This window comes from Atlantibacter hermannii (assembly GCF_009907385.1).
Lineage (GTDB): Bacteria > Pseudomonadota > Gammaproteobacteria > Enterobacterales > Enterobacteriaceae > Atlantibacter > Atlantibacter hermannii_A.
In genome coordinates, this window is sequence record NZ_JAAATR010000056.1 from 105,160 (window position 1) to 119,053 (window position 13,894).

Sequence of the window (13,894 nt, forward strand, 5' to 3'; positions counted from 1 at the left end):
CCCTCTGCTCTTTGCCGTGCTAAACCAGCCAGTTACAGGCTGTTGAACACGCGGTTCTCTTGTTCCTGAACGCGAATAAAGGTGGTGCGTTTGGTCAGCTCTTTCAGGCGTGACGCGCCCACATAGGTGCAGGCTGAGCGCAGGCCGCCCAGGATGTCGAGGGCAGTGTTTTCTACCGGACCACGCAGCGGCAGCTTCACGGTTTTGCCTTCTGCGGCACGGTATTTGGCAACGCCGCCCACGTGACGGTTCATGGCGGATTCCGAGCTCATACCGTAGAACAGCATGAATTTTTCGCTGTTCTCTTCCACGACGGTGCCGCCGCTTTCGTCGTGGCCCGCCAGCATCCCGCCGAGCATCACGAAGTCCGCGCCGCCGCCGAAGGCTTTGGCAACATCGCCCGGCGTGGTGCAGCCACCGTCGCTGATGATCTGGCCGCCCAGGCCGTGGGCCGCGTCAGCGCATTCAATTACGGCGGACAGCTGCGGATAGCCCACGCCGGTTTTCACGCGGGTGGTACACACGGAGCCTGGGCCGATGCCGACCTTGACGATATCCGCGCCGGAGAGGATCAGCTCTTCACACATCTCGCCGGTCACTACGTTACCTGCGATGATCACTTTGTTCGGCCAGGCTTCACGCGCTTTGGTCACAAACTGGACGAAGTGCTCGGAATAACCGTTCGCCACGTCGATGCAGACGAAATTCAGGCCCGGGTTGAGCGCCAGGATCTGTTTGGTTTTTTCAAAATCGGCATCGGAGGTGCCGGTAGAAACGATGGCATGCTTCAGCACGTTGGCATCCACACTCTCGATAAACTGTTGCCACTCTTCAACGGAGTAATGCTTATGCACCGCTGTCAGAATATCGAACCCGGCCAGAGCTTTCGCCATACCGAAGGTGCCGACTGTGTCCATATTAGCGGCAATAACAGGTACGCCAGACCATTGGATACCAGAGTGCTTGAAGGTGAATTCACGGGCCAGTTCGACATCGGAACGGCTTTTGAGGGTAGAGCGTTTAGGGCGGATAAGAACGTCTTTAAAACCTAACTTCAGATCTTCTTCAATACGCATGAGCGAATTCCTGGTAAATGGCGATGAACACGTAAATATTACTCGATGGATTTCAAGTGGCAGGAAGGCGGCAAGCCCTCGAAACCCCGGGAGCTTACAGAAGCACGTGACTGGGATGAGGGGTGCGCGGTCAACGCGCCTGCGACTTAAAAGACGACGAGTATAAGCGGCGGTACAACTACCAACTCCAGTGACGCTATCATACGCACTAATTGTGGCGCCGCAAGACTGCGAAAACGCTCTTTTTTACGCTACAATCCTATAAATTTATCTGCCGCCAGGCAGAAATCGCCCTCAGATGAACAAGATTTTTTTCATATTTCGCGGGCCTTTTGCAAGGCCATGAAAAGACAGGCGATAACTTGTTAATTCAATAATCGGGATTGGTTTATGGTTTACACAGTAGCGATAACGGGCGGCATCGGGAGTGGGAAAACCACCGTAGCCAACAAGTTCGCGCAACTGGGGATTACCGTTATTGATGCCGATATCATTGCCCGACATGTCGTTGAACCCGAAAAACCCGCGTTGAAATCCATCGTCCAGCATTTTGGCCAGGCGATGCTGCTGCCCGACGGCACGCTGAATCGCCGGGAACTCCGCGAACGTATTTTTGCTGATCCCCAGGAAAAAGCCTGGCTCAACGCCTTATTACACCCGCTGATCCATCAGGAAACCCAGGATCAAATGGCGCGCGCTGCATCCGACTACGTGCTGTGGGTGGTTCCGCTATTGGTGGAAAACCAGCTGCATAAAAAAGCCGACCGGGTGCTGGTGGTCGATGTCGATCCTGAAACTCAGATAATACGCACTATGCAACGTGATAATGTGTCACGTACGCATGCCGAACAGATCATCGCCGCCCAGGTAAGTCGCGAAGCGCGCTTAGCCGTCGCCGATGACGTAATAGACAATAGCGGTAGGCCAGACGCCGTTGATGCCGAGGTGAAGCGCTTGCATCAACGCTATTTGCAACTGGCCGCACAAGCCGTGCAACAGGAAAATCAGTAATGCACAACCACATACTCTTTGAACATCCGCTGAATGAAAAAATGCGCACCTGGCTGCGTATTGAGTTTCTTATTCAGCAGGTGATGTCACGCCTGACCGTGACCGATCATGCTTCAGCCCTGCATTTTTTTCGCAATACCGGCGAATTGATGGATGTGTTTGAGCGCGGCGATGTCCGTACCGAAATGCTGAAAGAACTGGAACGCCAACAACGCAAATTACAAAACTGGGCCGAAGTGCCGGGCGTGGATAACGATCGCATTCAGGCGCTGCGCAAGGAGCTGAAAGAACACAGCGTGGTACTGATGGCCGCACCACGTCTCGGCCAGGCGCTGCGTGAAGATCGCCTGATCGGCCTGGTGCGCCAGCGCCTTAGCATCCCCGGCGGTTGCTGTAGTTTTGATTTACCGAGCCTGCATTTCTGGCTGCATATGCCACAGGAAGCGCGCGACGCCCAGGTCAGCCGCTGGTTCAGCAGCCTTGATCCGCTGCGTTTCGCGCTGGAAAAAGTGCTCGATCTCATTCGCCACTCCGCGCCGTTCCGCAAACAGACCAGTCTGAACGGCTTTTTCCAGGATAACGGCGACGATGCGGATCTCCTGCGCCTGAAACTGAATATGAGCGACGAACTGTATCCGCAGATTTCCGGGCATAAGAGCCGCTTTGCCATCCGCTTTATGCCGATTGACAGCGAAAATGGCCGCGTGCCTGAGCGTCTGGATTTTGAACTGGCCTGTTGTTAAGGAGGCAACATGACGGAAACCACCACGGTAAACTGCCCGACCTGCGGAAAACCGGTTATCTGGAATGAAACCAGCCCGTTTCGCCCGTTTTGCTCAAAGCGCTGTCAGTTGATTGATTTAGGCGAGTGGGCGGCGGAAGAAAAACGCATCCCCAGCCAGAGCGATTTAAACGACAGCGACGACTGGAGCGAGCAGGATCGCTAATAAAAAACCGGGGTGGTATGGAGTAATACCGCCCCGGTTGTGTTTCGTATGACGCGGGTCACTTAACGCGCGCGGGCATCCGCAATCAGACGCGCCACCACGGGCTCATTGGCGGGTGGAAACGCCGCCGCATCCAGCGCGCTGGATGCAACCCATTCCCCGGGCTGCCCCTCTTTCCCCCAGGGTTCCCCTTGCCACGCTTCAACCAGGTAAAACCACAGCGTGATATGCCGGTCCGGGAAGGCGTATTCCAGCGTTTCGTAAAGTGACGGCTGTTCGGCGGCGATACCGACCTCTTCCTGTAGTTCGCGGATCAGCGCCTGCTCCGGGGTTTCGCCCGCTTCAATCTTACCGCCGGGAAACTCCCATTTATTCGCCATGTGAGCATCAGCGGCACGACGGGTAATAAAAATCGCGTTATCGGCGTTGCGGATAATACCCACGGCAATCTGTAGTGTTTTCATATTCAGATCGCTTTATTTCAGGCTGGTGACCAGCTTCGTGCGCTGATCTTCCAGGGAAATCACGCGCTGGCACACATCACGACCAAACTGCTGAAAGTCCTGCTCCTGGGTTTTCCACTCATTCTGGATTGCCGTCTGCAACCCGCCCAGGCTGCCCAGCACGCCCTGCAACGGATTCCCGCCGCCCTTCAGCACCGCTTTGGCGCCCATTTCGTTGATGCTGTCCTGCAGGATGCCGCCCATCGCCTGGTTTACCAGCTGCTGACCGTCGGCACGCACCTGGTCAATGGCCTTATAGTGGAACGTCAGCCCGTCGCTGCGCTGTTCGATAATGCGGTTCATCTGCGCTTTAAGCTGGGCATCAAGGCTGGTCAGACGGTTACGCATATTGCTGCTTGCGCCGACTTCCTGAGTAATTACCCGGTCCAGCGCCACGCGTCCTTTTTCTACGCGGCTTAACGCGCCCTGCTGGATCCAGGGTAAATCGGTCCGTAAGGCTTTCTGATAGTTCAGCGCCTGCTGACGCTGCGCGGCGGTCAGGTTTTTCTGCTGGCCGTTAAACTGTACGCTGCCGTCGGGGCCAATCACCAGGTTGCCGTTTTCGCCAACCACCTGCACGGTTTGCGGGTTGAGCACCACATCGTCACGCGGTGTGACGCTGCATTTGTATTCGGCCTGAGCCTGCATCGCCGTGACCAGCAATGCGCCCAGAAGCACTTTACGCATCATATCGACTCCCTATAAAGCAAAACGGGCCAATAAATCGGCCCGTTATCAATTAACTCAATCCCACCACACATCGAACAGATCGCTTAAGCGGATCTCTTCAAGCTTACGATCTTCAAGCCACTTGCGTACCCGCGCCTGATCTTCTTCGGTGCACTTACCGATTTCCTGCTTGCAGATCAGGCCTTCCCAGGCGAGATAACCACTGCCGTCAAAGGCCAGGCCGTTTGGCTCGATCACTTCGTTGATCAGATCATCAACGGTTTTATCCACCACCTCTTCGCTGGTGCCTTCCGGGAAACGCCAGGCTACCGAGAATCCCAACTCCTGAAACTCATCGATATGCATCTTTTTACGCAAACGACGGCTGCGGTTCTTTGCCATTATTTCACCCTCTCGAACATTAAGTCCCATACGCCGTGACCAAGACGATGGCCACGCTGTTCAAATTTGGTTACCGGACGCGATTCCGGGCGCGGTACATAGTCGTTGTTTTCTGACTGGTTCTGATAACCTTCTACAGACGACATCACTTCGAGCATATGTTCGGCATAAGGTTCCCAGTCGGTCGCCATATGGAACACGCCGCCGAGCGTTAATTTGCTCTTCACCAGCTCCGCAAACGGGCCCTGAACAATGCGCCGCTTGTTATGGCGCGCTTTATGCCACGGATCCGGGAAGAACAGTTGCACCATGTTCAGGGAATTATCCGGGATCATGGTTTGCAGCACTTCGACCGCGTCGTGGCACATCACGCGCAGGTTTTCCACGCCCTCTTCATGCGCCAGGCTCAGGCATGCGCCCACGCCAGGTGAGTGTACTTCGATGCCCAGGAAATCCTGATGCGGATTGGCTTTTGCCATCGCCACCAGCGAGGCGCCCATGCCAAAGCCAATTTCCAGGGTAACCGGCGCAGTGCGGCCAAACAGCGCGGTAAAGTCGAGCGGTGCGGGAGTGAACTCAACGCCCATCACCGGCCAGTAGTTATCCAGCGCGTGCTGTTGGCCTTTGGTCAGGCGCCCCTGACGGCGGACAAAGCTGCGGATGCGGCGCAGCGGGCGGCCGCTTTCATCAAATTCCGGTGAAATGACGTCGTTATTCATGGTTTCAATCTGTGTCAGTGAATGGAAAAGCAAACCGGCATTATCCAAAGATAGTCCCGGGATGCAAGCACAGGAAAGTTCCGGTTTACAGCCTTTTCGCTCTGTGCTGCAATCTGGGCCCTGAAACTCTAAGCCGGATGCCACGCGTTCATGATGCAAGCGCAGCAATTTTCTCGCCAGGTGCTCGACTGGTACGACAAATATGGGCGTAAGACCCTCCCCTGGCAGATCGAAAAAACGCCTTACAAAGTATGGCTGTCCGAAGTGATGCTGCAACAAACGCAAGTCGCCACGGTTATTCCCTATTTCACCCGCTTTATGGCGCGCTTCCCTGACGTCACCGATCTGGCCAACGCGCCGCTGGACGAAGTGCTGCATTTATGGACCGGGCTCGGTTACTACGCCCGCGCCCGCAACCTGCATAAAGCGGCGAAAAGGGTCGCCGAACAGCACGGCGGCGTGTTCCCACAAACCTTTGATGACGTAGCTGCGCTGCCCGGCGTGGGCCGCTCCACCGCAGGCGCAATCCTCTCACTGTCGCTGGGCCAACACTTTCCTATCCTTGATGGCAACGTCAAGCGCGTGCTGGCGCGCTGCTACGCCGTGGAAGGCTGGCCGGGCAAGAAAGAGGTAGAGAAAAAACTCTGGTCGCTGAGCGAAGCCGTTACCCCTGCCAAAGGCGTGGAGCGCTTCAATCAGGCGATGATGGATTTAGGCGCGATGGTTTGCACCCGCTCGCGCCCGAAGTGCGAGATTTGCCCGCTCCAGGTCGGCTGCGTGGCTTATGCCACGCAAAGCTGGGCCCGTTATCCGGGTAAAAAACCGAAGCAGGTGCTGCCAGAAAAGGTCGGCTATTTTCTGCTGATGCAGCAGGGCGACACCGTACGCCTGACCCAGCGCCCGCCGGTTGGACTCTGGGGCGGACTGTTTTGTTTCCCGCAGTTTGACAGCGAGCAGAGCCTGCGCGACTGGCTGGCGAAACGTAACATTAAGGCCGATACTCTGACGCAGCTTAACGCGTTCCGCCATACTTTCAGCCACTTCCACCTGGATATCGTACCCATGTGGCTTTCTGTGTCCTCGCAGGCGTCTTGCGTGGAGGAAGAGAGCGCACTCTGGTATAACCTGGCACAGCCGCCCTCCGTTGGGCTTGCCGCCCCGGTTGAGCGTTTGTTGCAACAATTACATGCGGAGCCGGTTGTGACACAACCCCTTCGCCACGATAGTGAGGACTAACGATGAGCAGAACGATTTTTTGTACCTACCTGCAGCGCGACGCCGAAGGCCAGGATTTCCAACTCTATCCGGGCGATCTGGGCAAGCGCATCTATAACGAGATTTCCAAAGAGGCCTGGAAGCTGTGGCAAACCAAGCAAACCATGCTGATTAACGAAAAGAAACTCAACATGATGAACCCGGAGCACCGCAAGCTGCTGGAGCAGGAAATGGTTAACTTCCTGTTCGAAGGGAAAGACGTGCACATTGAAGGCTATACGCCGCCAGAACAACAATAAGGGCCTTTGGCCCTTTTTTGACAACACAATTTCAATAACACAACGCACTCCCTTAATGATGAAAAAATTACTCGCGCTGGCTTTGATTGCGCCGTTACTCATCTCGTGCTCCAGTAAAAAAACGGAAACCTATAATCCGGAACTGGAAAAAGATACCAACGGTTTTGACATCCTGATGGGGCAGTTCGCCCATAACATTGAGAACATCTGGGGATTTAACGAAGTCCTGATCGCCGGGCCGAAAGATTACGTTAAGTACACCGACGGCTACCAGACCCGCAGCCACATCAACTTTGACCAGGGGACCATCACGGTCGAGACCATCGCGGGCACCGATCCCGCTGCCCGCTTGCGTCAGGCGATTATCACCACCCTGCTGATGGGTGACGATCCGGGTTCTATCGACCTCTATTCCGATGTGAACGACATACCCATTTCCAAACAGCCGTTCCTGTATGGGCAGGTAGTGGATAATACCGGTGAGCCTATCCGCTGGCAGTGGCGCGCGGCGCGTTTTGCCGACTACCTGCTGCAAACCCGCATGAAGAGCCGCAGTAACGGTCTGCGCGTGATCTACAGCATCACCATTAATCTGGTGCCGAACCACCTTGATAAGCGTGCCCATAAGTATGTGGGGATGGTGCGCCAGGCATCGCGTAAATATGGAGTGGATGAGTCGCTGATCCTGGCGATTATGCAGACCGAATCCTCGTTTAACCCCTATGCGGTCAGCCGTTCCGACGCGCTGGGCCTGATGCAGGTGGTGCAGCATACCGCAGGTAAAGACGTGTTCCGCTCACAGGGTAAATCGGGCACGCCGAGCCGCAGCTACCTGTTCGATCCGCAAAGCAATATCGACACCGGCACCGCCTATCTGGCGATGCTGAATAATGTCTATCTCGGCGGTATTCAGAATCCAACCTCACGCCGATACGCGGTGATCACCGCCTATAACGGTGGGGCGGGCAGCGTGCTGCGGGTGTTCTCTAACGACAAAATCAAGGCGGCCACGATTATTAACAGCATGCAGCCGGGGGATGTGTATGAAACCCTGACGACGCGGCATCCGTCCGCTGAATCACGGCGTTATTTATATAAAGTGGACACGGCGCAAAAGAGCTATCGTCGTCAGTAACTTTCGTTAAATGTTATATCCCTCACATCCACCGTGAGGGATATTTTTTTGTCACGCCTGGCTTGAAGTGGCATTTCTTCATTCGAAACTATTACCTCCATCACATTTCGCATCTGCAAGCCGGATTTTTTTGCAGAATTATGTCGTAGCTAACAAAAAGCATAGTGGCTGCAATGCTAAAATCCGCGCAATTCACAACCTTCAATGTTTTTAATTCAACATAATTTCGGTTTCTCGTGTGAGGAAAATAACATGAATTATAAGCTGCAGCTGAAAGTGCTCTCGTTTCTGCAGTTCTGCTTGTGGGGAAGCTGGCTGACCACGCTCGGCTCCTACATGTTCGTTACCCTGAAGTTCGACGGCGCGTCTATTGGCGCGGTGTACAGCTCACTCGGGATCGCGGCGGTGTTTATGCCGACGCTGCTGGGGATCGTGGCGGACAAGTGGATCAGCGCGAAATGGGTGTACGCATTCTGTCATCTGGTCGGCGCTGCGACGCTGTTTATGGCGGCCAATGTCACCACGCCCACCGAGATGTTTGTGGTGATCCTCATTAACTCGTTGGCCTATATGCCGACGCTGGGCCTGGTTAACACCATCTCCTACTACCGTTTGCAGCAGGCCGGGCGCGATATCGTTACCGACTTCCCGCCTATCCGTATCTGGGGCACCATCGGTTTTATTCTGGCAATGTGGGCGGTGAGCTTCTCCGGCTACGAACTGAGCCATATGCAGCTGTATATCGGCGGGGCGCTCTCTCTGGTGCTGGTGCTGTTTACCCTGACCCTGCCGCACGTGCCGGTGTCTAACCAGCAGAAAAACCAGAGCTGGTCGACCATGCTGGGCCTGGACGCGTTCGCGCTGTTGAAAAACAAGCGCATGGCGATCTTCTTTATCTTCTCCATGCTGCTGGGCGCGGAACTGCAAATTACCAATATGTTTGGCAACACCTTCCTGCACAGCTTCGATCAGGATCCGCTGTTCTCTGGCAGCTTTATTGTGCAACACGCCTCGGTGCTGATGTCGATTTCGCAGATTTCCGAAACCGTGTTCATCCTGACCATTCCGTTCTTCCTGAGCCGTTACGGCATCAAGAAAGTCATGCTGATCAGTATCATCGCCTGGATGCTGCGCTTCGGCCTGTTCGCCTACGGCGACCCGAGCCCGATGGGCACCGTGCTGCTGGTTCTGTCGATGATCGTTTACGGCTGCGCCTTCGACTTCTTTAACGTCTCCGGTTCGATGTTTGTTGAACAGGAAGTAAAACCGGCCATCCGCGCCAGCGCCCAGGGCATGTTCCTGATGATGACCAACGGCTTCGGCTGTATCCTCGGCGGCGTGGTAAGCGGTAAAGTGGTTGAGCACTACACCCTGAACGGTATTACCGACTGGCAAACCGTGTGGCTGATCTTCGCGGGCTACTCGCTGGTTCTGGCCTTCGCATTCGTGGTGCTGTTCAAGTACAAACACGTGAAAGCGCCGGTTGCAGGCGTTCCGCACAGCGCCTGACAGCCCACCTGAAAATGAAAATGCCGACCACAGGGTCGGCATTTTTTTAGCCTTTCAGCACATTTCCGTAGAGCCGTTTAATCCCGTCAGCATCGGTTTCGCTGTACACGCCCTGAAGTTCCGGCGAGAAACCTGGCAGCAAATTCACGCCCTCTTCCAGCGCCAGGAAGTAACGCTGCACCGCCCCGCCCCATACTTCGCCCGGCACTACGCACAGTACGCCTGGCGGATAGGGCAGCGCCCCCTCCGCCGCGATGCGCCCTGCGGCTTCGCTGATGCGTACCAGTTCCACGTTGCCACGGATAAACTCACGGTTGGCGTCCTGCGGATTCATCACCACCTGCGGCAGTTCGGCTTTGCGGAACATCGCTTTTTGCAGATCTTTGACGTTAAAGCTGACGTACAGGTCGTGCATTTCCTGGCACAGCTGGCGCAGCGTATAGCCCTTGTAGCGTAGCGAATATTTTTGCCAGATGGTCGGTAGCACCTCTGACAGCGGCGAATCCTGCTCGATGTGGCGCTCGAACTGCGCCAGCAGCGCCACCAGATGGGCCATCTTCTGCGGGTTTTCCGCCGGGGTCAGCAGGAACAGGATCGAGTTGAGATCGGCTTTTTCCGGCACCAGACCGTTTTCGCGCAGGTAGTTCGCCAGAATGGTAGCCGGTACGCCGAATTCAGCATACTCGCCGGTTTGCGCGTCGATACCCGGCGTGGTGAGCAGCAGCTTGCAGGGATCGACAAAATATTGCTCATCGGCATAGCCGTCAAAACCGTGCCAACGCTCACCGGGGATAAAGCTGAAGAAGCGGCGCTCGCTGGCAATCTGCGCAGTAGGATATTCCTGCCACGGTTTACCCTCCACCAGCGGCGGCACAAAGGGTTTTATCATCGCGCACTGGCTGAGAATAGCTTTACGGGCCTCAATACCCACCTCCACGCACTCGGCCCACAGGCGGCGACCGCTCTCGCCTTCATGGATCTTGGCGTTGACGTCCAGCGCGGCAAACAGCGGATAAAACGGGCTGGTGGAGGCATGCAGCATAAACGCATTGTTCAGGCGTTTGTGCGGGCAAAACCGCGCCTGGCCGCGCAGGTGATTATCCTTTTTGTGGATTTGCGAGGTTTGGGAAAAACCGGCCTGTTGCTTGTGTACCGACTGCGTGACAAAAATCCCCGGATCGTTTTCGTTCAGATCCAGCAGCAGCGGCGAGCAGTCGGCCATCATCGGAATAAACTGCTCGTAACCGACCCAGGCGGAGTCAAACAGGATGTAGTCGCACAGATGGCCGATTTTATCGATCACCTGCCGGGCGTTATAGATGGTGCCGTCGTAAGTGCCTAGCTGGATCACCGCCAGGCGGAACGGACGCGGTTCATCGGCGCGCGCCGGCGCCGCTTCGCGGATTAACTCGCGCAGATACGCCTCGTCGAAGCAGTGCTCGTCAATCCCGCCGATAAAGCCGAACGGATTGCGCGCCGCTTCCAGATACACGGGCGTGGCACCCGCCTGAATTAGCGCGCCGTGATGGTTGGATTTATGGTTGTTGCGGTCGAACAGCACCAGATCGCCACGAGTCAGCAGCGCGTTGGTCACCACTTTATTGGCGGCGGAGGTGCCGTTGAGCACGAAATAGGTTTTATCGGCGTTAAACACTTTAGCCGCGAACTTCTGCGCGTGTTTGGCCGAGCCTTCATGGATCAGTAAATCGCCCAGCTTCACATCGGCATTGCACATATCGGCGCGAAACACGTTCTCGCCAAAGAAATCGTAAAACTGACGCCCTGCCGGATGCTTTTTAAAGAACTCGCCGTGCTGATGCCCCGGGCAGGCGAAGGTGCTGTTTTGCATTTCGACGTACTGATACAGGGTATCGAAAAACGGCGGCAGCAGGTTTTCTTCATAGCGCGTGGCGGCGGCTTCCAGCTCAAGGAATGACTGGGCTTTGCCGTCAATCACGCCGGTAATCGCGTCCAGCGCCAGCGGCGTTTCGCTCAGCGCGAACACCGGCAAATTAAATCCGCTGCGTTTCAGCAGCGCCAGAATGCCGCTGCGGGTATCGGCAACGGTCAGCACCACGGCGGCGACATCGGTAAAGTCAGTATTATCCAGCGTCACCACCTCGCGATGAGTGGAGAGCGCGCCGGCAATGTCGTGACTGGCTGCGATTTTTAACGATTTCATAAGCAACAAAAGCCTTAAAGGGAGTAAGTGCCAACAGGCAAGCACAGGGAGTTCATCCCGGTATGGCGTCTTTGGTGAAACTGGAAACAGCTCCGACCGCCTGACATCAGTAAAAACAGAATGCATCTGGTCTTACTGATGTCCTGGAGTGAGCGTGCGTTGACCTCACCGCATGGTGAGTGTAGTAGGCAATAACCAACGGAGAGCACGGGCGAGCGGCTGCGCGGCAGAACGCAGTCTGTAAGTGACAGGCGTGGAAAACGACCTCATCATACAAGCCTCGTGTCAGGGAAGCGGAAAATTCGCGCAATCATGGCAGCTTTGCCCGGGCCGCGCAAGGCGCAATCGATAAACTGCATAATTCGGCAAAGATTATTCAGACAAATTATTGATATTATCAGGCAGCGCAATGCAGTTAGCCACAGGCACAATACATTAACACGCACAATTAACGCATGAAAACGCATTAACCGCCCAGAGAACAGGACGGTTTTTAGCGCGGAAAGACGCATCGGGAGAACACATGGTTACGGGTCCTTTTATCAATGGCACCGCCGTACTGATTGGCGGAATGCTGGGTGCGCTGCTGGGTTCGAAATTACCGGAGCGGCTGCGGGTGACGATGCCGTCGATTTTCGGCCTGGCTTCCCTTGGCATTGGCGTATTGCTGATCGTTAAATGCGCCAACCTGCCGGTGATGGTGCTCTCTACCCTGCTCGGCACCATTATCGGCGAGCTGTGCTATATGGAGCGCGGCATTAACGCCGCCGCAGGCAAAGCGCGTTCACTGCTCGACAAGGGGGGTAAAAATGGCGGCCATGACGCGTTTATCCAGAACTTCGTCGCCATTCTGATCCTGTTTTGCGCCAGCGGCACCGGCGTGTTCGGCGCGATGCAAGAAGGCATGACTGGCGATCCGACCATTCTGATCGCCAAATCTTTTCTCGATTTCTTTACCGCGATGATTTTCGCCACCACGCTTGGCGTGGCGGTGGCGTTTATCGCGTTTCCGCTGGTGGCAATCCAGTTAATTCTTGCCTGGTGCGCGGCGATTATTCTGCCGCTCACCACACCCGCCATGATGGCCGACTTCACCGCCGTCGGCGGCGTACTGCTGCTGGCAACCGGGCTGCGAATTTGCGGCATCAAGATGTTCCCGGTGGTAAATATGCTGCCTGCGCTGATTATCAGCATGCCCTTATCCGCGCTGTGGACGCACTTCTTTGGCGGATAAAGTGGTGGGATTGTCGTCAACCTGGCGGCTTAATGCGCATCTGAACGCAATCGGCGGAAATTTCGTTGACGCGGTACGGTGAATCGGGTTTAATGCGCCCCGTTGCCCGGATAGCTCAGTCGGTAGAGCAGGGGATTGAAAATCCCCGTGTCCTTGGTTCGATTCCGAGTCCGGGCACCACTATTCAGTACCGGTTGGTCAGCTTTACATGATGTAATCCTGACGGACACGAAGATAAGCCTTTTGAAGTCAACTATGTGCAGTGTGGCACATGCAGATTGGATACAGGCTCTTGAGAAACAGACCTGCTGTAGCAGGTCTGTTTTTTTTCGTGCGTGATATTTACAGTTCGCCCATTACCAATGTCAAATTGTGCCCGCGCCATATTCATCAGGCCGCTACATGAACTCCGTTTCCAGTATATTCCGCAGGCTGTCAACATTCTCATCCATGTATTCCAGCGTTGACGTGATGCTCCAGCAGTTTCTTCACTATATACAGATTACATTCCGGCGATTTCATCATATGTGTTGCAACTGTATGCCGGAGGCGATGCCGGGAGATCGGGAATTTACATTCCCCTGAAAGACGCCTGAAGAACGCTCGCAGTGGAAATTCGCTAAGGACGTCCGGGTATTTACTCTTTCGTACCCGATCGAACCATCCCACATTGAACAACTGATTTTCGGGTTCCATTCCTGCCTGGGTGTCCTTTTTTACTCGATGTTCCAGCGAAGGATAAAACGCTGAAACAATCGGAACGCGGTATCCCCGATGATTTTTTGCCCCTCAATATTAAGAGCAATCCACCGTTCTTTAAAATTGAGGCCACCCAGCCGGATGTGCAGAAGCTGATTTTGCCGGATTGCGGTATAGCCAAACACATCATTATCGTCAGCCAGAACCATGCCGGGCGCAGCGCATTTCTACGGCCGTTAAATATACCGCTCTCCCCTTGCCATCCTCTGATTCCAGATATTGCTTCATCAGCCG

General features: G+C 55.1%; 15 protein-coding genes and 1 tRNA gene. 9 read left to right on the forward strand and 7 right to left on the reverse strand.

The window, feature by feature from the left end; genetic code table 11:
• Positions 1 to 32 precede the first annotated feature (32 nt).
• Complete coding sequence (locus GV764_RS15265; protein ID WP_161660874.1) at positions 33 to 1,076, reverse strand: GMP reductase; 1,044 nt, start codon at positions 1,074 to 1,076, stop codon at positions 33 to 35.
• 390 nt (positions 1,077 to 1,466) lie between these two features.
• On the opposite strand from GV764_RS15265, the gene coaE reads away from it, so the two are divergent.
• The 3 genes from coaE to yacG are packed head-to-tail and all read left to right on the forward strand — an operon-like array spanning position 1,467 to position 3,034.
• Entirely contained in the window at positions 1,467 to 2,087 is a 621-nt protein-coding gene (gene coaE, locus GV764_RS15270) for a dephospho-CoA kinase (protein WP_161660875.1), read from the forward strand.
• Positions 2,087 to 2,830, forward strand: coding sequence for a cell division protein ZapD (gene zapD / locus GV764_RS15275; protein ID WP_161660876.1), 744 nt, complete (start codon positions 2,087 to 2,089; stop codon positions 2,828 to 2,830). Before coaE ends, zapD begins: the two co-directional genes overlap by 1 nt.
• Before the next feature lie 9 nt (positions 2,831 to 2,839).
• Positions 2,840 to 3,034, forward strand: coding sequence for a DNA gyrase inhibitor YacG (gene yacG, locus GV764_RS15280; RefSeq protein ID WP_161660877.1), 195 nt, complete (start codon positions 2,840 to 2,842; stop codon positions 3,032 to 3,034).
• Positions 3,035 to 3,096: 62 nt separating this feature from the next.
• On the opposite strand, the gene mutT is transcribed toward yacG, so the two are convergent.
• The 4 genes from mutT to trmB are packed head-to-tail and all read right to left on the reverse strand — an operon-like array spanning position 3,097 to position 5,327.
• Positions 3,097 to 3,498, reverse strand: a complete 402-nt coding sequence (mutT, locus tag GV764_RS15285) for an 8-oxo-dGTP diphosphatase MutT (RefSeq protein WP_161660878.1) — start codon at positions 3,496 to 3,498, stop codon at positions 3,097 to 3,099.
• A 12-nt stretch (positions 3,499 to 3,510) separates the two neighbouring features.
• Positions 3,511 to 4,227 (reverse strand): YggN family protein, encoded by a 717-nt coding sequence (locus GV764_RS15290; protein ID WP_161660879.1) that lies wholly within the window; start codon positions 4,225 to 4,227, stop codon positions 3,511 to 3,513.
• Between the two features lie 54 nt (positions 4,228 to 4,281).
• Entirely contained in the window at positions 4,282 to 4,608 is a 327-nt protein-coding gene (locus GV764_RS15295; RefSeq protein WP_161660880.1) for a YggL family protein, read from the reverse strand.
• Positions 4,608 to 5,327, reverse strand: a complete 720-nt coding sequence (gene trmB, locus GV764_RS15300) for a tRNA (guanosine(46)-N7)-methyltransferase TrmB (protein WP_161660881.1) — start codon at positions 5,325 to 5,327, stop codon at positions 4,608 to 4,610. Before trmB ends, GV764_RS15295 begins: the two co-directional genes overlap by 1 nt.
• 150 nt (positions 5,328 to 5,477) lie before the next feature.
• On the opposite strand from trmB, the gene mutY reads away from it, so the two are divergent.
• The 4 genes from mutY (at position 5,478) to GV764_RS15320 (ending at position 9,485) form a co-directional block, all read left to right on the forward strand.
• Positions 5,478 to 6,563, forward strand: coding sequence for an A/G-specific adenine glycosylase (mutY, locus tag GV764_RS15305; protein WP_161660882.1), 1,086 nt, complete (start codon positions 5,478 to 5,480; stop codon positions 6,561 to 6,563).
• A gap of 2 nt (positions 6,564 to 6,565) precedes the next feature.
• Positions 6,566 to 6,841 carry an oxidative damage protection protein gene (locus GV764_RS15310; RefSeq protein ID WP_002436827.1) on the forward strand — a complete coding sequence of 92 codons (276 nt, stop codon included), beginning with the start codon at positions 6,566 to 6,568 and terminating at the stop codon, positions 6,839 to 6,841.
• A gap of 58 nt (positions 6,842 to 6,899) precedes the next feature.
• Positions 6,900 to 7,976 (forward strand): membrane-bound lytic murein transglycosylase MltC, encoded by a 1,077-nt coding sequence (gene mltC / locus GV764_RS15315; RefSeq protein ID WP_161660907.1) that lies wholly within the window; start codon positions 6,900 to 6,902, stop codon positions 7,974 to 7,976.
• A gap of 252 nt (positions 7,977 to 8,228) precedes the next feature.
• The gene (locus tag GV764_RS15320; protein ID WP_161660883.1) at positions 8,229 to 9,485 is read left to right on the forward strand and encodes a nucleoside permease; all 1,257 of its coding nucleotides are present in this window, start codon (positions 8,229 to 8,231) and stop codon (positions 9,483 to 9,485) included.
• 46 nt (positions 9,486 to 9,531) lie between these two features.
• On the opposite strand, the gene GV764_RS15325 is transcribed toward GV764_RS15320, so the two are convergent.
• The gene (locus GV764_RS15325) at positions 9,532 to 11,667 is read right to left on the reverse strand and encodes an ornithine decarboxylase (protein ID WP_161660884.1); all 2,136 of its coding nucleotides are present in this window, start codon (positions 11,665 to 11,667) and stop codon (positions 9,532 to 9,534) included.
• A gap of 523 nt (positions 11,668 to 12,190) precedes the next feature.
• Between GV764_RS15325 and GV764_RS15330 the strand changes: the two genes are divergently transcribed.
• Together GV764_RS15330 and GV764_RS15335 are read left to right on the forward strand one after the other, a co-directional pair.
• Positions 12,191 to 12,901 carry a DUF554 domain-containing protein gene (locus GV764_RS15330; protein WP_161660885.1) on the forward strand — a complete coding sequence of 237 codons (711 nt, stop codon included), beginning with the start codon at positions 12,191 to 12,193 and terminating at the stop codon, positions 12,899 to 12,901.
• Positions 12,902 to 13,005: 104 nt separating this feature from the next.
• Positions 13,006 to 13,081 (forward strand) — tRNA-Phe (locus tag GV764_RS15335).
• A gap of 536 nt (positions 13,082 to 13,617) precedes the next feature.
• Here the strand turns inward: GV764_RS15335 and GV764_RS15340 are convergent.
• Positions 13,618 to 13,809 carry a hypothetical protein gene (locus tag GV764_RS15340; protein WP_161660886.1) on the reverse strand — a complete coding sequence of 64 codons (192 nt, stop codon included), beginning with the start codon at positions 13,807 to 13,809 and terminating at the stop codon, positions 13,618 to 13,620.
• Between the last annotated feature and the right edge of the window lie 85 nt (positions 13,810 to 13,894).